This window comes from Staphylococcus sp. FSL W8-0271 (assembly GCF_038006605.1).
GTDB classification, from domain to species: Bacteria; Bacillota; Bacilli; order Staphylococcales; family Staphylococcaceae; genus Staphylococcus; species Staphylococcus cohnii.
This window is the reverse complement of sequence record NZ_JBBOVM010000001.1, coordinates 1,056,018-1,077,967: the sequence shown is the minus strand read 5'-3', so window position 1 is coordinate 1,077,967 and position 21,950 is coordinate 1,056,018. Positions and strand designations below refer to the sequence as shown.

Sequence of the window (21,950 nt, the reverse complement as noted above, 5' to 3'; positions counted from 1 at the left end):
TCAACGTTAAATTACATTTATACACTCTTTTTATACGCAATTATTTAGTCATAACTTGAATAAATTGGATTTTAGTTAAATTACTTACTTCCATAAAACGATATTCATCATTTACTAAACGAACTATGACAGTTCATTTTCATCATGTACAATAAAACCAATGTTACTAGCACTATTATTAAGAAATGCTAGAATATAACGCATTACTTCATCTCTTTCAGGTTCATTATGTATTTCATGATTTAACCCTTTCCAAGCTTTAAAATACAGTTCTTCTGTTGCAATTTTTTCTTTAATTAAATACATCGTAGAAATATCTGAAACTTTATCTTCAAGTCCATACATTAATAATAAAGGAAGTGGTTTAATATCTTTTAAATGTGTAACGGTCTCTTTCATGATTTCTATGACTTGTTTATACCAATGATAAGTCACTTTCTGCAACATCAGTTGATCCTCTTTTGCTTCTTCAATAACTTCTTCATTTCGTGTTAAATCTTCAATCGTAATACCTATTTTAAACCTCGTATCTTTTGTTAATTTCCCCACATTCGATACAATTTTATCTTTTCTAGTTTTATTACTTTTCTTAAATTCTAACAATGGAGAAATCAACATTAGTCCTTCAATAGGCACATCCACTTTTTCAAGTAAATTTAAAATGATAAGTCCACCAAGGCCCACACCTAAAACATAAGTCGGCAGTTTATACTCATTAGCTATTCTAATCCACTCAAGGACATGCTCATGATATACTTCAAAGTTTGCTATTTGCCCTTTATTCGCACGCGTCGTTTGACCTTGACCAGGCAAATCACCCATGATTACATGGTAACCATTTCTACGTAGCATAGTTATAACATATGCATACCTACCTGTATGTTCGAGCATGTTATGGGCAATTACAATGACACCCTTAGCTTCATTTTCTGTTTCCCATTTCCACATATTCCATACTTCCCCTTCTACAATAATTTCAATAACTACATTGTATCAAAATATGATGTACTTTTTCCATTTTTAACGCATAAATTTTACCGTTATATGCTACTTCAACTTTATCATTAAATGTCATATTTAAAGCGTGAGTCAATGTTATCGTGTAGTATATAATATTTAGTGTAATAAATTTTATTGTAAACGATTTCATTACTATTCGATTCATGCTACACTATTATTGAAAGAACAGCTATTAGCAGAATGGGAGGAATTAATATGCCAATTGTGAAAAATTTTTTTATAGGATTATCTAACAATCCATTTTTAAATAAAGCAGCTAAGGAAATTGGTCCTATGTTCGGTGCCAAGAAAGTAGTTGCAGGGAATACTATTCCAGAATTAGTGGACACAATTGAACGTTTAAATAACAAAGGGATTACTGTCACAGTAGATTGTCTTGGTGAATTTGTTTTAAATGAAGGTGAGGCAATACAAGCAAAAGACCAAATATTAGAAGTGATGTACGCTATCTACAATCATAATTTAGATGGTCACATGTCTATCAAAATCAGCCATCTAGGTTCTGAATTTGACCTTGATCTTGCTTATCGCAATTTACGTGAAATATTACTTAAAGCTAACGAATTTGGTAATATGCATATTAATATAGACACTGAAAAATATAATAGCTTATTTGATATTACTCAAGTTTTAGACCGATTAAAAGGCGAATTTAAAAACGTGGGAACTGTTATACAAGGATATTTATATAAAGCGGATGCACTCGTTGATAAATATCCAGAATTACGATTACGTATGGTTAAAGGTGCGTACAAAGAAAATGAAAACATCGCGTATCAAACTAAAGAAGAAATTGACGATAATTACATACGCTTAATTAAAAAGCGACTGTTAAATGCGAAAAATGTCACTTCTATTGCTACACATGATGATGCTATCATCACACATATTAAACAATTCATTAAAGACAACAATATTGAAAAGGATAGCTATGAATTTCAAATGCTATATGGTTTCCGCTCAGAATTAGCAGAATCACTAGCGCGAGAAGGCAATCATTTCTGTATCTATGTGCCATATGGTGATGATTGGTTTAGTTATTTTATGAGAAGATTAGCAGAGCGTCCTCAAAATTTAAATCTGATGTTTTTAGAAATTATGAAACCAGAAGTGCTGAAAAAAACTGGGATAGTAGTTGGAGCATTATCAACCATTGGAGCAATTAGTGGATTGTTATACAAAAAATTTAAAAACTAGCAAACTTTCAAATTAAAAGTATGTAATTAAAATCGTTTTAAACATTATTTTAGATTAAAGAAATATAATACCAAAACTGTGAATGAAAGATTACAAACACGTACTAAGTAAATCATATTCGCAGGTATGCAAGAACAAAAATATAAAACATTAAGCTAAAAGAGAGCTCACCCATAGAGGTAAGCTCTCTTATTTTGAGCATAAGTAATTATATTACATACTACGTCATACTTTTAAAATTTTAAATTGTATGATTTCTATAACTACTCAATATTAAATTTCTTTAAATAAATTCGCCATTTCTATAGCACTTACTGCTGCTTCAGATCCTTTATTGCCTGCTTTTGTACCTGCACGTTCTACAGCTTGCTCGATATTCTCAGTAGTTAAAATTCCAAAAATAACTGGTGTATCCGAAACATCATTCGCTTTTGAAACACCCTTTGCCACTTCATTACATACATAATCATAATGTGACGTTGAACCTCTTATCACACATCCTAAAGTGATGACTGCATCATAATCACTTTTTTGAGCTAATTTTTTAGCTACTAATGGAATTTCAAAAGCACCAGGAACATATGCAACATCAATATTTTCTGCTGGTACCTCATGTCTAACTAAGGTATCTTTAACACCGTCTAACAAACGATTCGTAATGAAATCGTTAAATCTACTTACTACAATTGCTACTTTTAAATCTGATCCTATTAATTTACCTTCAAAATTCATGTTTTTTCCTCCTATATTAAATGACCCATTTTCTCTTTTTTTGTTTGCATATACGCTTGATTATATTGATTTGTAGGTATTACTAATTCAATTCTTTTAGCGATATCAATACCGTAATTTTCTAAACTTCCAAATTTTTTAGGATTATTACTTAATAAATTCACACGTTTAATACCTAAATATTTTAAAATTTCTGCAGCATATCGGTACTCTCTCAAGTCTTCATCAAATCCGAGCGCAATATTTGCAGTAACAGTATCGTAACCTTGTTCTATCAGTTCATAGGCTTTTAATTTATTAATTAAACCGATTCCTCTGCCTTCTTGAGGTAAATAAAGGATAACGCCTCCATGTTCATTAATATATTCCATAGAAGCAGCAAGCTGTTCACCGCAATCACATCTTTGACTATGGAATATATCCCCTGTTAAACAAGCAGAATGTATGCGCACATTCTCAGTTTCATTAATTTCACCATTCGCGATTGCTACAATCTCCTCGTTATCATTCGTGCTAAAACCATACATGTCAAAATCGCCAAATTCAGTAGGCATCTTTACTTTTGCTTTAGCTTCAATAGACGAAACAGATTGCTTTCTATATTTTTCTAAATCTTCGATAGAAATCATTACCAAATTATGTTTCTTTTTAAATGCTTCTAAATCGTCGCCTTTTGCCATTGTGCCATCGTCATTCATTATTTCACAAATGAGTGCTGCAGGTTTTGCACCAGTTAGTTTAGCTAAATCGACAGAGGCTTCAGTATGACCACGTCTAACCAACACACCATCATCTTGAGCTATTAATGGAAATAGATGGCCTGGTTTATTAAAATCTTCAGCTGTTGTACTATTATCGACTAATGCCTTCGCGGTGAGCATTCTTTCATCTGCACTGATACCTGTTGTTGTTTTAACATGATCGATACTTACAGTAAATTGCGTACCATAAACATCTGAATTATGGTTAACCATTGAATGAAGTTCTAAATCTTCAGCTATTTTTTTACTAATAGGCGCACAAATTAATCCTCTACCATATTTAGCCATAAAATTGACTGTATTATCATACATCCATTCTGTCACTGCTACTAAATCGCCTTCATTTTCTCTATTTTCATCATCTACTACAATGATACTTTTACCTTCTTTAAGTGATTCAAGTGCTAATTCTATACTGTCTAATTGCATTTTACCCCTCCTAGAATCCAAAAGCGCTTAGTTTTTCTAAAGTTAAACCTTTTTCACTATTGCCAACTATTTTTTCCACATATTTAAACAACATGTCTGTCTCAATATGTACAGGGTCTCCTACACGTTTTTGATTTAAAATAGTTGATCTTCTTGTTTCTGGTATAAGATGAATATCAAATTCTGTATCTCTTAATTGAAACACTGTCAAACTTACGCCATCTACAGTGATTGAACCTTGTTGTACCATTTGATTTATAATAGAAGTAGATGGTTTAATCGTTACAATTTTAGAATTATCTGAGTTTTGTATTCTAGTGATTTTAGCTACTTCATCTGTGTGGCCAAGTACAAAATGGCCACCAAATCTTCCCGTACCACTCATTGCTCGTTCTAAATTTACCTCAGTAGCTTGATTTAATTGATTTAGATAGGTTTTATTCTCAGTGCCTTTGATTACTTGGACTGAAAATGACTGATTATCAAATTGTATTACAGTTAAACATACACCGTTTACACTAATAGAATCACCAATATGCATGTCAGCTAAAATTGTCTTACAATCAATTGTTAAATTAACAACGGATTGTTGTGTTGTAACTTTTTTTATAGTGCCTATTTCTTCAACAATACCAGTAAACATAATTATTCACTTCTTTCGCAATTCTAATTTAATATTTTGCTCAAGCATTTTGGAATTTACAATTTCAAATTGAGGTACGTCTGATAAATTAAAGACATTTTCTGTTTTGAAAAATTGATAATCACCAGAACCACCTATTATTTTCGGGGCATAATATAAGATGAGCTCATTCGTATAGTTAGATTGAAGAAATTCTGAAGTAATCGTAGGGCCTGCTTCAACCAAAGCACTTCCAATCCCATATTGATATAACTGCTTTAAAATATTTTCAATCGTGCAATTCGAACAATATATAATTTCTATATTTGTATCTTCACTTTTTAAATTTTTATTTTCCGTAAAAATCCATATTGGTGTCATCGGTTGTTTAAATATGTCTAAGGTAAAATCTACTTGGCCAGATTTTGAAAGTATCACACGTATCGGTTGCTTACCTTCTTCAATCCTAGTAGTATATTGTGGATTGTCTGCATTTAATGTGCCAGTACCAGTGATAACTGCATCATGTTTATGTCTGAGCATAAATACATCTTGTTTAACAGTTTTATTAGTAATCCATTTACTTTCACCATGGTCAGTAGCTTGTTTACCATCTAAACTACAAGAGACTTTTACAGTAATTTCAGGGACGCCTTGTCGTTTAGTAATAAAAAAGTCTTTGTACAATGCTTCAGCCTCTGGCTTATGATGAAACTCAACTTTTATTCCAGCATTGTGCAAAATATCGTCACCTTTAGTCGATAATGTCGTATCTTTAACTGCATAAACAACTTTTGAAATACCAAATTCAATAATTTTGTTTACACATGGTGGTGTTGAACCATAGTGTGAGCAAGGTTCTAAAGATATATAAATTGTTGCTCCATTTGCAGCTTCTTTAGCCATATCTAAAGCTTGCACTTCAGCATGTTTATCACCTTTTCGTAAATGTGCACCGATGCCAACGATTCTACCTTGATTTACTACAACTGCACCTACTGGTGGATTTACGCCTGTCTGACCATCAACCATTTGTGCCAATTGGATTGCGTAGTTTAAATATTGACTCATATAATCACCTCTTAATAATAAAAAAACACCTGAAATTGATTTCAGGTGTGGGATGTATTTAGATATAACATAATTTACTTAAATTTGAATACACTTCTCCAATTTTTAGAAAAATGTATGTTAAATAAACACTAAAAAAAGTGCTTTTTTGTTATACTTCATTCTTTCTCCCATCCAGACTATACTGTCGGCTCTAGAATTTCACTAGATCAGCCACACTTGTCAAAAACAAATGCAGGTCGCAGGCTTAATTTACTGCCGGTTGGGAATTTCACCCTGCCCCGAAAGAATATTTATGAAATTGTAATTGATGATTGAGTCAAAGTAACTTTATGAAAGCTACATCGTTATGTTACTATATATTTCAACAAAAAACAATTCATATTATCTAAGTCGGCTTTATTTATAAACAACCACTTTCCTATATCCTTAGACCAGCAGTGCGTATAAGCAATTTTTACAAAATCATTTTCAAAATATATTTTTCTAAATAATTACATAAGTAATTAAGCATTAAAACAATTTAAATATTTTTGCGTGTCTAGTTTAAATTAAAAAACAACTGTTATCCACCTTTATAAAATTGATAGCCTTATTCCATAATGTATACATATTTATATTCATTTACAAACATATTTCACTTACTGCTTAATTATATGAGCAATGTTCGTTTGAATGCTTCACTACAAATTTAATCATGCTTAGTGTCTAATAATTTTTCTACCACACTTACAGCTTGTTTTACTATCATCATAACGCCGTTACGTGATTGGTTAATCCCATTTGTAACTTGGCCTAAGGCAAACATGTTCTGTAGAGTACCGTAACGCGGACTTATAATTTGATTTGTTTCTGGAATGATTTGAATACCACCCAGTGGATGTGCTTGGACAACTTGTCTATTTTCTAAGTTTAGAATTAGTTGATCATCTTGGTCTAATTCTGATAAATGTGATTTTGAACCAGTAGCATTAATAACAATATCAAATTTATCAATCGCTTTAAAATCATCTTCATATTTAAAACAAAACTGCTGTCCGTCATATGTTACATCTTCCAACCCTTTTTTGATTTCGATTTGCCCATTTTCAATGTGGTCAATAATTAATTTTGCTGTACGCGGGGGCATTGGATTTGAATTTTCTTTTAATATTGATTGGTATTTTTCTAAAAATATCTTCTGGTCCTGTCTACTGAAACTATTCCAAATCCAATTTAGATTTTCTTTTGTTAATTCTAAAATACTTTGAAATCTCCCTAGCACATCGGCATGTTGTAAATCATATGTTAAATCTAAAATTGGATCTCCTTGTCTTCTGTGGACTAATTTCTCCACTGGAATATCATAATATTCACAGTCCTTTTTAAATAATGTTAATGCTTCCTCCAAAGGTACATTCCCAAAATATGCTTTTTTGATTTCATTAAAATTTTCTGGTGTAAGATATTTAAATTGAATTTCTGGCATATCTCCCCTAACACTAGGTAAATGACCTTTACGACTCGTCACAGTAATAGGTAAATTGGGATGATGTGCCGTTACAAATCGAATTACATCTAAACTTGCTAGTCCTGTTCCAATGATAGCAATTCTATCAGTACTATCAACCTCATTTAATGTGTCATATGTTGGGTAAGGTGTTTTTATGTAACCTGGTGTCCCTTTTAAATGATATGGGTCATGATAGGACATCGTACCGATCGTTAAAAATACGATATCATAACGTCGGCGTTTCTCTAGATTTTCAGAAGTACAAACAACATATTTAACATGCGTATCACCAATATTAGATTCTATAAAAACTTCCAAAACCTCTTCTTTGATCATATGAATATTACTATAGTGATTATGATATGTTTCCAAATAGTCTTTCATATAATGTCCAAAAATAAATCTAGGTAGATACTCAGGGTTAGAAAATTTAAATACGGATTGTTCTTGATACCATTCATAAAATTCCCGTTCATTATTCAAATTTAAGGACATTTGACTTGCAGGTAAATTGATTAATAATTGGTCGCTGTCATTTTGAAACGGCACGCCTTGTCCCATATTTTTAGGATTATCGTAAACGTCTATTTCCATTTGCTTGAATTCCTTATATTTTACCAATTCTTTCAACAAACTAACACCTGCTGTGCCCATACCAATGATAGCTAAACGCATTTCACTCATCCTTACTTTAATTAATTTATACATAGTATATCAATTATCGAATTAACATTACATATTAATGAATTATGCCACCATTATACAAAATTAATAAATATGTTAATATAAAAATGGTGTATCAAAAAATATTTCTAAAACATATAAGGGGTTAAAATATGAATTTTTTTAAAAGAATAATCTTTTTATTGATTGCAAGTTCACTTTTATTAGCAAGTTGTGATTTACCTGGTTTAGGTGGCGGTCAATCTAAAAACTCAGTTAAAATTTCTGCTTTAGCTACGAGTGAATCTCAAATCATGGCTTATATGCTCAAAGATTTAATTGAACATGATACAAACGGGAAAACTACTGGATCTATTATTAACAATTTAGGTTCAGCTACAATTCAACATAATGCATTGCTCCGTGGAGATGCTGATATATCAAGCACACGCTATACTGGCACTGATTTGGTTGGAGCTTTAGAACAACAACCCATTACAGATACTAAAAAAGCAATGTCTGTTACTCAAAAATTATTCAACCAAAAATTTAACCAAACGTTTTTCGACTCTTACGGATTTGAAAATACCTTTGCTTTTATGGTTACTAAAGAAACCGCAAAAAAATATGATTTACATACTGTTTCAGATTAAAAAAAGGTCAAAGACAAAGTTAGAGTTGGTACGGATACTACATGGATTAAGCGAGGCGGCGATGGTTATGCACCATTCCGTGAACATTATGGTTTTGGATTCAATGATTTAAAACCTATGCAAATTGGACTTGTTTATGATGCATTAAAAAATAACAAACTTGATGTTGCACTTGGTTATACAACAGATGGAAGAATTGCAGCCTATGATTTAGTAGTTCTTAAAGATGATAAAAACTTTTTTCCACCATATGATGCTAGTGCCGTTGCACCAAATGAATTACTACAAGAAAATCCACAAATTAAAAAATCCATTGCAAAATTAAATGATAAAATTAGTACTGAACAAATGCAAAAGCTTAATTATGAAGCAGATGGTGAGGGTAAAGAACCAGCAATTGTAGCCAAAAGTTTTTTAGAAAAACATAATTATTTCGAAGATGAAAACTAAATTTCAACATTACTTTATATGTGATATTAATCAATTAATGTTACTATAGTTACATAGTTAAGGAAGTGATTAAATGAAATTCATTTTAAAAGTCATATTATCGACGATCTTACTTTTTATATTATTTGGGCAAAAAAACAAAGCAAAATGAAATTAAACACTCAAGTAGCCTATGTCCTAAATGAATAATGCATTCACATTGTGCGTAAGTAAGTATACTTATATATTTATAAAACATAACTACGCTATTAATCCAATATCTAAATCAATAATTAAAGCATTCAAAAAGGACTAATCCACTTTCCTGATATGCTCCCTTCAAAGTAGACACTTAAAAATGTAAACTTTGAAGGGAGCTTTTTTATGACTCATAGAAAATTATCACCTGAAACTTATCAAAAAGCTTTCAGCTTATATGAAGAAGGATATAGTATGAAAAATGTAATTCAAAAATTAAATTTAAATTGTTCTCCTAGAACATTATTGATTAACTATTATAAATTTAAGAAGCATGGAATAAAGGTGCTTTTACCAATTCAGAGAAATAATACCTACTCAAATGAATTTAAGCTTAAAGTTGTGCACGAATATATAAATGATGGCCTATCTTTAACTGATTTAGTAGTTAAATATAATATCCCCACTACTTCAACTGTAAACAAATGGATTTCAAAGTATTTGTCGGGTAAAATATTAAAAACATATTCTCCAAAACCCGAGGTGTATCAATTGAAATATAAATCATTAACATTTGAAGATCGTGTAGAAATCGTTGATTATTATATGAATCATGGCCAATCGTATAAGACAACAGCAAATCATTTTAACATCAATTATAGCCAAGTATATAACTGGGTAAAAAAGTACAACTTGCATGGATATGATGGGCTTAAAGATGGACGTGGAAAAGGGAAACCCCAGTCTGTATTAACACCTGAAGAGGCATTAAAAGCTGAAATTAAGATACTTAAAGAGAAAAATAAATTTCTTCAAATGGAAAATGACGTTTTAAAAAAGGAAGAAGAAATAGAAAGGAAGTTGATGAAACAGGCATCAGACAAAAAGCATCATACCAAACGGTAAAAGCATTTAAAAACCTTTATCCGATAGCTTGGTTATGTTCAGTATTAAAGATATCACGTTCAAGTTACTATAAATGGTTACATCGCAAACCATCAAATAAAGAAATTGAAAACCAAAAATTGATCAAAGATATCGTTGATATCTACAATAAATACAAAGGCATATATGGATATCGTCGTATATACATATATTTAAGACTTAAACTACATCAAAAAGTAAATCATAAACGTGTCTATAGATTGATGAATCAACTGAATCTAAAATCTACTATCCGCCCTAAAAGAAAACGATATATTAAAACAACACCTGAAATTACAGCACATAATATATTAAATAGAAAATTTGAAGAACAAATCCCAAATAAAAAATGGTTAACTGACGTTACAGAATTCAAACTAAGCAATGGTAAAAAACTTTACTTAAGTGCTATTTATGACTTAGGCAGCAAACAGATTATCAGTCATAAATTAAGTACCTCAAATAACAATAAATTTGTATTAGATACGCTCAAAAAAGCAGTCAAACTTGTGCCGAATACCGAAGGTATACTCTTACATAGCGACAGAGGATATCAATATACAAGCAGATTATTTAAAGTTACGTTAGAGCAACTTGGTATAAAACAAAGTATGTCACGACCAGGATGTTGCATAGATAATGGACCTATGGAAGGTGTATGGGGAACTATTAAAAGTGAATTGTTTAGAGGAAGAAAAAAAGTGATTTTTAAAGACAAGGCTACAGCAATAAAAGCAATTAATTCATATATAGAATTTTTTAATCAAGAAAGAATAACATTAAAAATGGCTACCCTTATATCGTAAATATAAGGTAGCCATAAACATTTTGTTTTTTTCACTGTCTACTTGACAGGGTGCAGTTCATTCCGACGGATTAGTCCTTTTTGAATAACAAAATTAATTATTCTTTTTTATGTTTATTGTCATCTTTATATACAAAATATTTATAATATTTACCTTCAGTTTTCATATCTTTATAAAAGTTTGACATTAGACTTGCGTTACTTTCTGCCCATTTAATATCTGTAGCATATTGATGTTCACCAGGATTTTTTGGATTCCAGCGCATGCTATACAGTGTGTTCTGATCTTTATTTGATAAAAAATGTTCATGTATAAAATTAGCGCCACCAGTAATTGCTTTTTCTGGCGTATCCCAACCGTGTTTTTTTGCATATTCAGCACCGGTTTTCACTGGATCTTCATCAAGTGCGCCAACTCCAAAAAAGTTATAATATTTCTTACCATCAATTTCAACACCACTAGATAACTCACTTTTAGCTGAGCCTGTTTCAAGTAATGCATGTGATATTAAGTATACTTCGTTTACATGCTTTTCTTTCGCTGCTTTTATGAAATCATCTGAATGTTCTAATAATATTGGATTATCAATTAACATTCTTTTGATTCTATTTTCATCAATACCTTGATATTTATCTAATTCTAAAAATTGGTATTTTTGCGTATCGCTTTCGATAAATTCTTTACTATCCATCGCTGCTTTAATCTCTGTTGAAGATGCATCTCTCCACGAATCATTATTTTTATTTGAAATTTGTTGGCTAGTATAATTATCGATTTGTTTTTTTGATGCTTTATTTAAAGAAATATTGAGCTGTTCTACTTTTTCTTGTTGATTAACTTTTTTAAAAAAGATTTGATCTGAAATCATTGAAAATACAACGATAACAGCTATCACTAACACCACCAATAAGCCAATAATTGATAGTATCGAGCCTTTCTTATGCTTCGTCATGTCCACACCTCATAGGTAATAATAAGAATATTAAGTTCTCTCTTTATAGAAATATACTATAAGAGACTATCTAAATTTAAATTCTAACACTAAATAGTTGAACGTACAATTTAATATGTTTGTTGTTACATATTCATAAAAAAAGTAATGAAATTTTAATTTCATTACTCTTGACTTTTATTATATTCCATCATTACAAAGCTTACTGCTTGAGATCTATTTTTATAATAATAACGATTTAAATCAATTGTTCCTTCAATTTCACCATCACGGTACATCATTTCTTTTGTTAGATTATTTATCATAACAAAGTCTGATTTATCTTTAATCATATCTAAATCATCATGTCTTGCAAAAAAATGTTCTAAATTTAAATGTGCGTAATCCATATAAACCTCCTGATTTGTTGTCCGAAGATAATACTAAAACTCTAAAGTGTTATATCTTTAAGTTGAATACGCGTTGATGTTATAAAACTTAAATTTTATCTATCTTATTATCTCTATTTAACACCTATTATCATTATTTAGCAAATGAAAATTACTATAATTTAAAATAAAATGATTTCATCCGGAAATCAAAGTTATATATAACATTGGAGCTACAGCATGTCTTTCGAACAAACTTATTTTCAATTTAAATATATTATTTTTGTGTTATTAAAAAAATATCATATTGAGTATAATCGAGAAGAATATACTCAATTACTTACTATCAAAATGTGGGAATTAACACAAAAATATTCACCACATCATTCTACAACATTAGAACAATTTCTATTCTTTCGTTTGAATTTCTATTTGATTGATTTGTTTCGCAGTCAAAAACAATCAGAAATCAAAATACATTCTCATTATTTAATAGAACAGCAAACTAATATGATTGATCATAGGAATTATCAACTTATGTATGAGCAATTTTTACAACTATTAACTACTAACGAAAAAAACTGGCTTAGATTAAAATTGCTTGGATATAAGCAATTTGAGATTGCTTCGATGTTAAACTGCTCTATTTCTACAATAAAAAATTACCGAAAAAAGGTTCAAGTAAAATACATTAAATATTACGGACTAAATCAAAAATAGGAGTTGGAAAATGACACAGTTTACAAAATTATTATACTTAAAATCAGTTGCTGGAAATGAAATCATAACAATAGGACAATATACCACACATCAATTTCACTATCCTACTTCAATAATGCCTACAATTACTTATCTACTTGAAACCTATGGCTTATCTCTCTCTTATCAAACAAAACAAGCTAAACAAATTTTAAAAATAAGAAAGATGGTCCCCATATTTATTACTCCACAAATCACTTTATTTCCTCTTAAAGCGAGGCGTGCGCCCTTGCAATACTACATTAATGCAAATGCGATTGTTGGCATTAAATCAAATAATGATCAAACAACGATTTATTTTGAAAATGCTACATATATCATCGTTGATGCACCCTACACTTTTGTATATAAAAAATGGCAAGAAAGTATTACACTTTCTCACCTTTTAATTTAACGCATCATAGTGATCTATTGTGTTTATATTCTAATAGCTTTTTCGTAAAATAGCCTGTTACTACCTTAATTAAATACAGGCTAATTATCAGTAATAATACTGCACCAATAAGTGTCAATATAACTATAACACTAGATAAATCAACTTCTGGTTTAATAAAAAATTGGACTGATGACAAACTTGTCAATAAAGCAAATAAAAATAATCCTAATAAAATAATATATGTAAATAAAATACTAATTAATAACATGAAGAAATAAGTTGATGAAACTATTTTTTCTTCAAAGATATAATTTTTCAAAAATTGATTGGAAAACGCAATCGGTCGATTGAGTTCTTCTTCATGGTGTTTATCCAAGACATTTGTTAATACTTGGTCTAGTTGATGTTTCTCTTTTTTATTTAAAAACCATAAATGCTTTTTAACTTTCTGTTTAAAAATATTTGCCTTCATTAAAGTTTCTCCTTAAATGTATAACACTTATACTATCATTATAAAGGATAAGTTATTTATCTCATGGTTTCAATGAAATTATAAAAATTTTTTAATCAAATTACATTTTCTTAGTTAAAGTGGACTATCCGATAATTCTTGTTTCCATTGTGACTAGAAAATCAATTAACTCAAACCCACGCAAATCAACTCAACAATGTATTAATAATACAACTTTTCTGTGCACTCATCATCATTATTTCAACAACCGTATTTTAAATTTTAAAGTGTGTCAGCAATGTTGATAAAAATTAAAACACTTCCGTATCAATTCATTAAGCAATGAATTCTACGAAAGTGTTTTTTTATTCTCTTAGATTAGCATTAACTCAGCAATGAACTTACTGAGCTCACGATTATAAAATAGAAAGTCCAGAACTTTGGATGTCTTTCGCAAAGCCTTTGACTGTATCTACTGATAATTCGTTAACGTCACGTCCTAAATTATTATTCACTTTTTTAACTACATCTGCAGGACATGTGATAATATCAGCACCAATTTCATCAGCTTGGATTACGTTGATGACTTCACGACAACTTGCCCATAATAATTTTACACCTTTTTTACTGTGTGTAACCTCAGCTGCTTCTTTCATCAATGGAATTGGATCTACACCTGTATCTGCAATACGTCCAGCAAATACAGAAACATAAGTTGGAACACCTTCAGTTACAGCGTCAGTAATTTCTTTAACTTGATCTAATGTATAAACAGCAGTAATGTTTAAACGAACATTGTTTGCTGATAATTTTTTAATTAGAGAAATAGTTGATTCGCCTTTAGTGTTTACAATTGGAATTTTAACAAAAACATTATCTCCGTATTGTTTTAAAATTTCTGCTTCTTTTTCCATTGTTTCTAAATCATCTGCAAATACTTCAAATGAAATTGAAGCATCAGGAATTTCACGCACAGCTTCCTCAGCAAAAGCTTTATAATCTGTTACACCTGCTTTTGCCATTAAACTTGGGTTTGTAGTAAAACCATCTACTTGTTTATTTTTATAAGCTGCTTTCATTTCTTCAATATCTGCACCATCTGCAAACACTTCAACATTTAAATTTGCCATTACTAATTCCTCCTGACTAAAATAAATAATTCTATAAAGAATTATTTTTATAACGGTTTAAACCATACACTTTATTTATACCACCTTTATGTCATAAATTCTATTTTTCTGCTTATAGATGATGACTTACTAAAAATACAATAATTGGTTATCAACCTGGATTCACTATAGACGAGCTTTATAATTTATATTATTATTCACTAAAATATTTTTCTTATTGTAAATTTAGTTAACTTTAAGTTAATTTATGGTATTATTACATAATGAATTGCATTAGGAGGTAATTATGGCACGTTCAAAACTTTATTTTTATTTATCATGCATTTTAATTATTATTAGCTTTTATTTTAATACTAGAAACCCTCTATTAAATATGCACTTTAATTCAATGATTAAACTTATTTTTGTTTGTAGTATTATCAATGCTATTATTTTAATAATTGCTATTATCTTTTCTGATAAATCCGTTAAACATTTACATGAAGATTCAGACTGGATTCGACCGGTTAGTAAAATTTTACCTTATATCTTATTAATTGTGATCGCCATTCATATTATAGCTTCTCTTTCAACATTTGGTATTATTTTCTAATTTTTACTACAAAAGTTATACTACTTTTGTAGTTTATTTTTTTGAAAGGAAGAAATCATCGTGCAATATTTATATATTTTTATTGGCGGTGCCCTTGGGACATTCATTCGCTATCTATTATCTTTTTTAAATACTAATGATGGATTTCCATCTGGCACGTTTATTGCAAATATTATAGGTGCATTTTTTATGGGCTTGTTAGGTTCTTTAGCAATACGGTATTTTAGAAACAATCCACTACTTAAAAAAGGTATGACTTCTGGGTTTCTTGGTGCACTTACCACCTTTTCAACGTTTCAATTCGAACTTGTTGGCATATTACAACAACAAGCATATGTACTGTTCATAACCTACGCTTTACTTAGTTACATCATAGGTATATTTGTTTGTTATATCGGTGTTAAAATGGGGGCACATTTATCATGAGTCAAATATTTTTAGTTATGTTAGGTGGCGGAATAGGCGCAGTTCTTCGTTCTGTTGTTACAAACTTCTTTAACAATAAAATTGATAGTGCATTACCTATTGCAACACCTGTCGTAAATATTTTAGGTAGTTTTTTGATTGGTTTGCTCATGGGTCTTGCTTTAAATATTTCTTGGATTAACACATTTTTAATTGTCGGCGTTCTAGGTGGACTAACAACTTTTTCAACTTTGTCATCTGAGTTAGTTCAAATGTTAACAACAAACAAGCACGTATTTCACTTTATTGTTTATTCAATTTTACAATATGTAGTGTCCTTCGTCGCATGTTTATTAGGATATTTCATGGTTTAACTTACATAACAAAAGACCGTAAATATAGTTATTAACTACTATACTTACGGTCTTTTTCAATATTTTATTTCAATTTTTTAATGCCCACTATATTCTGAAGGATTTGGGCCTATTCTTTTATCTTCGTTTAAACTGTCTAATCGCTCTATGTGTGCTTTAGTTAACTCAAAATCAAATACATTTAAATTTTCTTGAATTCTAGTTGGTGTGACAGATTTAGGTATTACGACTACATCATGTTCAATATTCCATCTAATAATAACTTGTGCAGGTGTTTTATTTATTTCTGATGCTATCGACTTAACTGTATCATCTTCTAAAATCTGTGCATTCATTAGTGGTGACCAAGATTCTGCATGTATATTCTGAACTTCTAAATATCTTCTCAATTCTGACTGAGTGAGATAAGGATGAAATTCAACTTGATTAATCACAGGTTTAATCGAAACTTGAGCTAGTAATGCTTCTAAATGTTCTGCATTAAAATTACTAACACCTATATTTTTAACTTTATCATTTTTATATAAATCTTCCATACCTTGCCAAGTATCTATCATTAACGCTTCATCTAGACCTGGCCAATGCATTAAATATAAATCTAAATAATCTAAACCTAGTTTATTTAAACTAGTCTCATAAGCTTCAGCTACATTATTACGACCGTAATCATCGAGCCATAATTTAGATGTAATAAAAAGATCACTTCTTTCTAAACCTGTAGAAGCTAGTCCTTCTGCAATACCTTGTCCAACCATCTCTTCATTTTCGTATATCATTGCAGTATCAATATGTCTATATCCATTTTCAATTGCATGTTTAACTGCCTTCTTACATTCATCATTATTTTCAACTCGGAAAGTACCTAAACCTATGATAGGCATTTCATTACCATTATAAAAAGTTACAAATTCCAAATTTGAGCTCCCCTTTACTATTAAACTAACTATAATAATAATCAAAATTGGCAAACTATTAAATTAAAATGCCTAAATATTAAATAATTTGTTTTAAAATAGTTATTTTTGTCATTCATTTCGACTATAATTTAAAAATATAGACGTAAAATACTAAAATATCCTTTGTCACTTTCGCTAAACAAAAACACCTTTAAAAATTAAGTTTAAGCACATTTGTTCCAAGATTCAAGTCTCTATTGTGTTGTATATAGTTAGGATATCATTAATAAATGGAGTCTTGGATACTCTATTACTGATAGGCAAATAAACTTAAAACGAAATATTGAAGCTTGCGTTTAAGAAATACAAGCTAATACATATGAAATTTTGATAAAAAAAAGCCCATAAATAAATTTTCAAAAAATTCATTTATGAGCATATTGTATTAAGATTTATATTTTTGATACTTTATTAGTTAAATGTTTCAATTTCATCCATCACACGTTGTAAATCTTCAACATTGTACTGGATACGACCATGAAAAACAAACTTATTAAAGTATTCATCAAGTTGTTCTGGTCCAACTAACACTTTAGAATTGGTACTTTGTGCATAATTTGAAATAGTCACAGCACCTTCATCTTTAGGATTAAAATATAAGATTGACGTCGGTGTGAACTTCAAGTTTAATTCTGTTTGTAATTCACCAGCTAGTTTTTCAATTTCATTTAAATAATTTGTATAATTCACAAATGATAAAGAATCTTTATCATCATTTTGATCCATTACTAATGTTTGTGCCGTTTGTTTATCAAGGTTTAACGTATCAAACACTTGTTCCATCATCGGTTGTTCTTTGAATTGGTTAGCATTAATGCCATTAAACACATGACCTTTTAACAACTGAGAATCAATGAGATATAGTCCTGTACGCGTAAGTACTAAATGACTTATACGACGTATATCACTGAAGTTATTTTTAGGTAAGAAAATATTTGCCATGATATGCATATCTTCTGGTCGAATGCGTTTCTCATTAACTAGACGCTCGCGAATACCAATTAATCTCATATCCGTTACGTACTCACTTTTATTTTTTGAGAACAGTTTCAATGCATCTATTTCTTGATCTTTCGCATTTACTGTAGCTTCGTAGTCCTCTTTTTGTTTAGTAACTTGCTTTTTATTTTCAATTCTTTCTTTTTCTAACTCTTCATCATGTTCATCGCTAAGTTTTTGTTCTCTTGATTTATATTGCTCCTCGATGGTTTGCTGTGCTTTTTTCTTACTTTTCAAAGCAACTAAAAATAAGATTAAACAAATAACTGCTACGACTATTGCCACGATTAAACCAATTTCTATCGGGCCAAATGAATTCATAACAACAACGCTCCTTTATGTGTTCAGTAACTTAATTATAATAGATATGAGCTCATCATTCGATAGTAAAGTTAAAAAATAAATACTTCGTGCTTATATTTCTACGCTATCTTTTAATAAATTAACTTTATCTAATTTTTCCCATGGTAACAGTATATCTGTTCGTCCAAAGTGGCCATACGCAGCCGTTTGTTTATAAATTGGATGTTTTAAATCTAGCATTTTAATAATGCCTGCTGGTCTTAAATCAAAGTGTTTTCTAACAGCAGCTACTAGTTCTGTTTCACTTACCTTTCCTGTTCCAAAAGTATCTATCGCAATCGAAACTGGTTCCGCTACACCAATTGCATAAGCGAGTTGAACTTCACATTTATCAGCTAAATCAGCAGCAACAATATTTTTGGCTACGTAACGAGCAGCATAAGTAGCTGAACGATCTACTTTTGTAGGATCTTTCCCGCTAAAACAACCTCCTCCATGACGTGCATAACCACCGTATGTGTCTACGATAATCTTACGACCTGTTAAACCAACATCGCCTTGAGGTCCGCCGATTACAAATCTTCCAGTCGGATTAATATAAAATCTTGTATTATCATCGATTAATCCCTCAGGTACTGTTGGATATATAACATGTTCTTTGATATCAGCTTGAATTTGTTCTAAAGTATTATCTTCTGCATGTTGAGCTGAAACGACAATTGTATCTATACGATGCGGTTTATCTTGTTCATCATATTCCACTGTCACTTGAACTTTTCCATCTGGGCGCAAATATTTTAAAATTTTATCTTTTCGCACATCTGATAATCGTTTAGCTAATTGATGCGATAAAAATATTGGTAACGGCATATAAGTATCCGTTTCGTTCGTCGCATAACCAAACATTAAACCTTGGTCACCTGCACCAGTTGCTTCAATTTCCTCTTCTGATATATTGTCACGATATTCTAAGGCATTGTCGACACCTTGTGCAATATCAGGTGATTGCTCATCAATTGCGGTTAATATAGCCATCGTTTGGCTATCATAACCATATTTCGCACGTGTATATCCGATATTTTTAATTGTTTCTCTTACAACTTTAGGTATATCTACATAAGTAGCAGTAGAAATTTCTCCGGAAATTAATGCCATACCTGTAGTTACCGTTGTTTCACAAGCAACTCGCGCATTAGGATCGTCTTTCAAAATTTCATCTAAAATTGCATCAGACACTTGGTCAGCGATTTTATCTGGGTGCCCCTCTGTAACCGATTCTGAAGTAAATAATCTTCTATTATAAGTCATAAATTAACTTGCTCCTTTGTCTTTGATTACGAAAATTCTCTTTGATTGAGCTCATTAAAAAAAGCCTTCATCACTATATGAATAGAGAGAAGGCCCTTATACGTCCATTCGCTCTTATCGTTCAGACGCTATTTGTCCGCAAACGGTTTGGCACCTTTCTTCATTGTAAGAAGAGGTTGCTGGGCTTCATTGGGTCCATGTCCCTCCGCCACTCAGGATAAGAGAATCCGTTAATCACTATAGTACCGAAACTAAGTAGTAATGTCAATTTGATATTTATTTAATTTCCTTTAAATATGGTGTGGACTAATCAATCATATGTGTTATACTCTGTAATTGTAAAGGCTTACATTAATTTAATAGCGTTGGAGGGATTTAGTATGGCGGTAGATACATACACTTACACAAAAAAAGTTCAAAATATTTTGGACAAGAAGACTTCATTATTTCAACAATCCACAACACAGTTGTATAAGAAAATTCTTAATAACAATGAAGGAGAATTAACCGAACTAGGTGCAATTAACGCTAAAACAGGTAAATACACTGGTCGTTCACCGAAGGATAAGTTTATTGTTAATGAACCATCATACAGAGATGACATTGATTGGGGAAATATCAATCAACCTATTGAAGAGGACACATTTTTAAAGTTATATGATAAGGTATTAAATTATCTAAATGAAAAAGATGAATTATATGTATTTAAAGGATATGCAGGTAGTGATCAGGATTCACAACTTAAACTAACAGTTGTAAACGAATTGGCTTGGCATAATCTATTTGCACAAAATATGTTTATTCGTCCCGAAACAAAAGAAGAAGCAGAAGAAATCAAATCTGACTTTACTATTGTATCGGCACCATATTTTAAAGCTGATCCAAGTAAAGATGGTACAAATTCAGAAACATTTATTATTACTTCATTTAAACACAAGGTCATTTTAATTGGCGGAACTGAATACGCTGGTGAAATGAAAAAAGGTATCTTCTCCGTAATGAACTACTTACTACCTAAAGATAATATTATGAGTATGCACTGCTCCGCAAACGTTGGTGAAAAAGGTGACGTAGCTCTATTCTTTGGACTTTCTGGAACAGGTAAAACCACGCTTTCAGCAGATTCAACTCGAAAGTTAATTGGTGATGATGAACACGGATGGAATGAAAATGGTATTTTTAATATCGAAGGTGGCTGTTATGCAAAAGCAATCAACCTTTCTTACAAAAAAGAACCTCAAATTTATGAAGCAATTAAATACGGTACGATTTTAGAAAATGTTGTTGTAGACGAAGAAGGCGATGTCGACTTTGATGATAACTATTATACTGAAAATACGAGAGCCGCTTATCCAATCAATCATATAGATAATATCGTTACACCTTCCAAAGCAGCACATCCAAATACGATTATTTTCTTAACTGCTGACGCTTTTGGTGTGTTACCACCTATCTCAAAACTCAACAAAGATCAAGCAATGTATCACTTTTTAAGTGGATTCACAGCTAAACTTGCAGGAACAGAAAGAGGTATAACTGAACCTGAACCATCTTTCTCAACATGTTTCGGTTCACCTTTCTTACCATTACACGCAAAAGTTTATGCAGACTTGCTAGGTAACTTAATAGATAAACACGATGTAGATGTATACTTAGTAAACACCGGTTGGACTGGTGGTAAATATGGTACAGGACGCCGTATTAGCTTAAATTATACGAGACAAATGGTCAATCAGGCAATTACTGGTCAATTAAGAGATACGGAGTATATTCAAGATGATATGTTTGGATTAAATATACCAGTGGAAGTTGATGATGTACCTCAAACATTACTAAATCCTATAAATGCTTGGAGTAAGCCAGAGGCATATAGAGAACAAGCGCAAGATTTAAAAGACAGATTTAAACATAATTTCGAAAAATTTGGCGATGAAGTTTCAGATTTAGCACAAAACGGTGGATTTTAAATAAAATACTAAA

Annotated in this window: 21 protein-coding genes, 1 pseudogene and 2 riboswitches; of the genes and pseudogenes, 9 read left to right on the top strand and 13 right to left on the bottom strand. The window is 30.7% G+C overall.

Going from position 1 to position 21,950, the window contains the following annotated elements; translation table 11 throughout:
- Nucleotides 1-123: 123 nt before the first annotated feature.
- Complete coding sequence (locus NST87_RS05410; protein ID WP_019467836.1) at nt 124-948, bottom strand: alpha/beta fold hydrolase; 825 nt, start codon at nt 946-948, stop codon at nt 124-126.
- Between the two features lie 267 nt (nt 949-1,215).
- Here NST87_RS05410 and NST87_RS05405 point away from each other — a divergent pair, with 267 nt between their 5' ends.
- Nucleotides 1,216-2,217 (top strand): proline dehydrogenase family protein, encoded by a 1,002-nt coding sequence (locus NST87_RS05405; protein WP_019467837.1) that lies wholly within the window; start codon nt 1,216-1,218, stop codon nt 2,215-2,217.
- A gap of 273 nt (nt 2,218-2,490) precedes the next feature.
- Here the strand turns inward: NST87_RS05405 and ribH are convergent, their stop codons facing one another.
- The 5 genes from ribH to NST87_RS05380 form a co-directional block, all read right to left on the bottom strand.
- Nucleotides 2,491-2,949 carry a 6,7-dimethyl-8-ribityllumazine synthase gene (gene ribH / locus NST87_RS05400; protein ID WP_019467648.1) on the bottom strand — a complete coding sequence of 153 codons (459 nt, stop codon included), beginning with the start codon at nt 2,947-2,949 and terminating at the stop codon, nt 2,491-2,493.
- 11 nt (nt 2,950-2,960) lie between these two features.
- Nucleotides 2,961-4,139 (bottom strand): bifunctional 3,4-dihydroxy-2-butanone-4-phosphate synthase/GTP cyclohydrolase II, encoded by a 1,179-nt coding sequence (locus NST87_RS05395; protein WP_019467649.1) that lies wholly within the window; start codon nt 4,137-4,139, stop codon nt 2,961-2,963.
- A 10-nt stretch (nt 4,140-4,149) separates the two neighbouring features.
- Nucleotides 4,150-4,782, bottom strand: a complete 633-nt coding sequence (gene ribE / locus NST87_RS05390) for a riboflavin synthase (RefSeq protein WP_019467650.1) — start codon at nt 4,780-4,782, stop codon at nt 4,150-4,152.
- A gap of 6 nt (nt 4,783-4,788) precedes the next feature.
- Nucleotides 4,789-5,832 (bottom strand): bifunctional diaminohydroxyphosphoribosylaminopyrimidine deaminase/5-amino-6-(5-phosphoribosylamino)uracil reductase RibD, encoded by a 1,044-nt coding sequence (gene ribD / locus NST87_RS05385; RefSeq protein WP_019467651.1) that lies wholly within the window; start codon nt 5,830-5,832, stop codon nt 4,789-4,791.
- Nucleotides 5,833-5,990: 158 nt separating this feature from the next.
- Nucleotides 5,991-6,125: riboswitch (FMN riboswitch) on the bottom strand.
- A gap of 398 nt (nt 6,126-6,523) precedes the next feature.
- A complete protein-coding gene (locus tag NST87_RS05380) occupies nt 6,524-7,999 on the bottom strand; it encodes an FAD/NAD(P)-binding protein (protein WP_040030095.1) in 1,476 nt (491 codons plus the stop codon).
- 161 nt (nt 8,000-8,160) lie between these two features.
- Here NST87_RS05380 and NST87_RS05375 point away from each other — a divergent pair.
- Together NST87_RS05375 and NST87_RS13785 are read left to right on the top strand one after the other, a co-directional pair.
- Nucleotides 8,161-9,090 (top strand): annotated as a pseudogene (locus NST87_RS05375) (osmoprotectant ABC transporter substrate-binding protein).
- Between the two features lie 363 nt (nt 9,091-9,453).
- A protein-coding gene (locus NST87_RS13785; RefSeq protein WP_437129139.1) for an IS3 family transposase occupies nt 9,454-10,997 on the top strand; the annotation gives its coding sequence in 2 pieces (ribosomal slippage) (nt 9,454-10,128 and nt 10,131-10,997; 1,542 coding nt in all).
- Nucleotides 10,998-11,094: 97 nt separating this feature from the next.
- Here NST87_RS13785 and NST87_RS05360 read toward each other — a convergent pair.
- Both NST87_RS05360 and NST87_RS05355 read right to left on the bottom strand, forming a co-directional pair.
- Entirely contained in the window at nt 11,095-11,949 is an 855-nt protein-coding gene (locus tag NST87_RS05360; protein WP_019468075.1) for an N-acetylglucosaminidase, read from the bottom strand.
- A 164-nt stretch (nt 11,950-12,113) separates the two neighbouring features.
- Nucleotides 12,114-12,338, bottom strand: a complete 225-nt coding sequence (locus tag NST87_RS05355; RefSeq protein ID WP_019468074.1) for a hypothetical protein — start codon at nt 12,336-12,338, stop codon at nt 12,114-12,116.
- Nucleotides 12,339-12,557: 219 nt separating this feature from the next.
- On the opposite strand from NST87_RS05355, the gene NST87_RS05350 reads away from it, so the two are divergent.
- Nucleotides 12,558-13,037, top strand: coding sequence for a LuxR C-terminal-related transcriptional regulator (locus NST87_RS05350; RefSeq protein ID WP_019468073.1), 480 nt, complete (start codon nt 12,558-12,560; stop codon nt 13,035-13,037).
- 10 nt (nt 13,038-13,047) lie between these two features.
- The gene (locus tag NST87_RS05345; protein ID WP_019468072.1) at nt 13,048-13,470 is read left to right on the top strand and encodes a competence protein ComK; all 423 of its coding nucleotides are present in this window, start codon (nt 13,048-13,050) and stop codon (nt 13,468-13,470) included.
- Between the two features lie 4 nt (nt 13,471-13,474).
- Here the strand turns inward: NST87_RS05345 and NST87_RS05340 are convergent, their stop codons facing one another.
- Complete coding sequence (locus NST87_RS05340) at nt 13,475-13,924, bottom strand: hypothetical protein (RefSeq protein WP_019468071.1); 450 nt, start codon at nt 13,922-13,924, stop codon at nt 13,475-13,477.
- Between the two features lie 395 nt (nt 13,925-14,319).
- Nucleotides 14,320-15,033 (bottom strand): transaldolase, encoded by a 714-nt coding sequence (locus NST87_RS05335; RefSeq protein WP_019468070.1) that lies wholly within the window; start codon nt 15,031-15,033, stop codon nt 14,320-14,322.
- A 286-nt stretch (nt 15,034-15,319) separates the two neighbouring features.
- Between NST87_RS05335 and NST87_RS05330 the strand changes: the two genes are divergently transcribed.
- From NST87_RS05330 to NST87_RS05320, 3 genes are read left to right on the top strand one after another with little or no spacing between them, the layout of a single operon-like run.
- On the top strand, nt 15,320-15,625 hold the full coding sequence (locus tag NST87_RS05330; RefSeq protein ID WP_019468069.1) for a hypothetical protein: 306 nt from the start codon (nt 15,320-15,322) through the stop codon (nt 15,623-15,625).
- A gap of 60 nt (nt 15,626-15,685) precedes the next feature.
- Nucleotides 15,686-16,051, top strand: a complete 366-nt coding sequence (gene crcB, locus NST87_RS05325) for a fluoride efflux transporter CrcB (RefSeq protein ID WP_064264047.1) — start codon at nt 15,686-15,688, stop codon at nt 16,049-16,051.
- Nucleotides 16,048-16,404 (top strand): fluoride efflux transporter FluC, encoded by a 357-nt coding sequence (locus NST87_RS05320; protein WP_019468067.1) that lies wholly within the window; start codon nt 16,048-16,050, stop codon nt 16,402-16,404. Before crcB ends, NST87_RS05320 begins: the two co-directional genes overlap by 4 nt.
- Before the next feature lie 77 nt (nt 16,405-16,481).
- On the opposite strand, the gene NST87_RS05315 is transcribed toward NST87_RS05320, so the two are convergent.
- The 3 genes from NST87_RS05315 to metK all read right to left on the bottom strand — a co-directional run bounded on the left by NST87_RS05315 (nt 16,482) and on the right by metK (nt 19,970).
- Nucleotides 16,482-17,318: an aldo/keto reductase gene (locus tag NST87_RS05315; RefSeq protein WP_019468066.1), complete on the bottom strand. Its 837-nt coding sequence runs from the start codon at nt 17,316-17,318 to the stop codon at nt 16,482-16,484.
- 453 nt (nt 17,319-17,771) lie between these two features.
- Complete coding sequence (locus NST87_RS05310; RefSeq protein ID WP_019468065.1) at nt 17,772-18,680, bottom strand: nuclease-related domain-containing protein; 909 nt, start codon at nt 18,678-18,680, stop codon at nt 17,772-17,774.
- A 93-nt stretch (nt 18,681-18,773) separates the two neighbouring features.
- The gene (gene metK, locus NST87_RS05305; RefSeq protein WP_340721376.1) at nt 18,774-19,970 is read right to left on the bottom strand and encodes a methionine adenosyltransferase; all 1,197 of its coding nucleotides are present in this window, start codon (nt 19,968-19,970) and stop codon (nt 18,774-18,776) included.
- A gap of 111 nt (nt 19,971-20,081) precedes the next feature.
- Nucleotides 20,082-20,194, bottom strand: a riboswitch (SAM riboswitch).
- A 156-nt stretch (nt 20,195-20,350) separates the two neighbouring features.
- Here metK and pckA point away from each other — a divergent pair.
- The gene (gene pckA, locus NST87_RS05300) at nt 20,351-21,937 is read left to right on the top strand and encodes a phosphoenolpyruvate carboxykinase (ATP) (RefSeq protein WP_019468063.1); all 1,587 of its coding nucleotides are present in this window, start codon (nt 20,351-20,353) and stop codon (nt 21,935-21,937) included.
- Nucleotides 21,938-21,950 lie beyond the last annotated feature (13 nt).

Bases quoted from the DNA above. Each gene is read 5' to 3' on its own strand.
- NST87_RS05410 (WP_019467836.1), bottom strand. From the start codon at position 948: ATGTGGAAATGGGAAACAGAAAATGAAGCTAAGGGTGTCATTGTAATT.
- NST87_RS05405 (WP_019467837.1), top strand. From the start codon at position 1,216: ATGCCAATTGTGAAAAATTTTTTTATAGGATTATCTAACAATCCATTT.
- ribH (WP_019467648.1), bottom strand. From the start codon at position 2,949: ATGAATTTTGAAGGTAAATTAATAGGATCAGATTTAAAAGTAGCAATT.
- NST87_RS05395 (WP_019467649.1), bottom strand. From the start codon at position 4,139: ATGCAATTAGACAGTATAGAATTAGCACTTGAATCACTTAAAGAAGGT.
- ribE (WP_019467650.1), bottom strand. From the start codon at position 4,782: ATGTTTACTGGTATTGTTGAAGAAATAGGCACTATAAAAAAAGTTACA.
- ribD (WP_019467651.1), bottom strand. From the start codon at position 5,832: ATGAGTCAATATTTAAACTACGCAATCCAATTGGCACAAATGGTTGAT.
- NST87_RS05380 (WP_040030095.1), bottom strand. From the start codon at position 7,999: ATGCGTTTAGCTATCATTGGTATGGGCACAGCAGGTGTTAGTTTGTTG.
- NST87_RS05360 (WP_019468075.1), bottom strand. From the start codon at position 11,949: ATGACGAAGCATAAGAAAGGCTCGATACTATCAATTATTGGCTTATTG.
- NST87_RS05355 (WP_019468074.1), bottom strand. From the start codon at position 12,338: ATGGATTACGCACATTTAAATTTAGAACATTTTTTTGCAAGACATGAT.
- NST87_RS05350 (WP_019468073.1), top strand. From the start codon at position 12,558: ATGTCTTTCGAACAAACTTATTTTCAATTTAAATATATTATTTTTGTG.
- NST87_RS05345 (WP_019468072.1), top strand. From the start codon at position 13,048: ATGACACAGTTTACAAAATTATTATACTTAAAATCAGTTGCTGGAAAT.
- NST87_RS05340 (WP_019468071.1), bottom strand. From the start codon at position 13,924: ATGAAGGCAAATATTTTTAAACAGAAAGTTAAAAAGCATTTATGGTTT.
- NST87_RS05335 (WP_019468070.1), bottom strand. From the start codon at position 15,033: ATGGCAAATTTAAATGTTGAAGTGTTTGCAGATGGTGCAGATATTGAA.
- NST87_RS05330 (WP_019468069.1), top strand. From the start codon at position 15,320: ATGGCACGTTCAAAACTTTATTTTTATTTATCATGCATTTTAATTATT.
- NST87_RS05320 (WP_019468067.1), top strand. From the start codon at position 16,048: ATGAGTCAAATATTTTTAGTTATGTTAGGTGGCGGAATAGGCGCAGTT.
- NST87_RS05310 (WP_019468065.1), bottom strand. From the start codon at position 18,680: ATGAATTCATTTGGCCCGATAGAAATTGGTTTAATCGTGGCAATAGTC.
- metK (WP_340721376.1), bottom strand. From the start codon at position 19,970: ATGACTTATAATAGAAGATTATTTACTTCAGAATCGGTTACAGAGGGG.
- pckA (WP_019468063.1), top strand. From the start codon at position 20,351: ATGGCGGTAGATACATACACTTACACAAAAAAAGTTCAAAATATTTTG.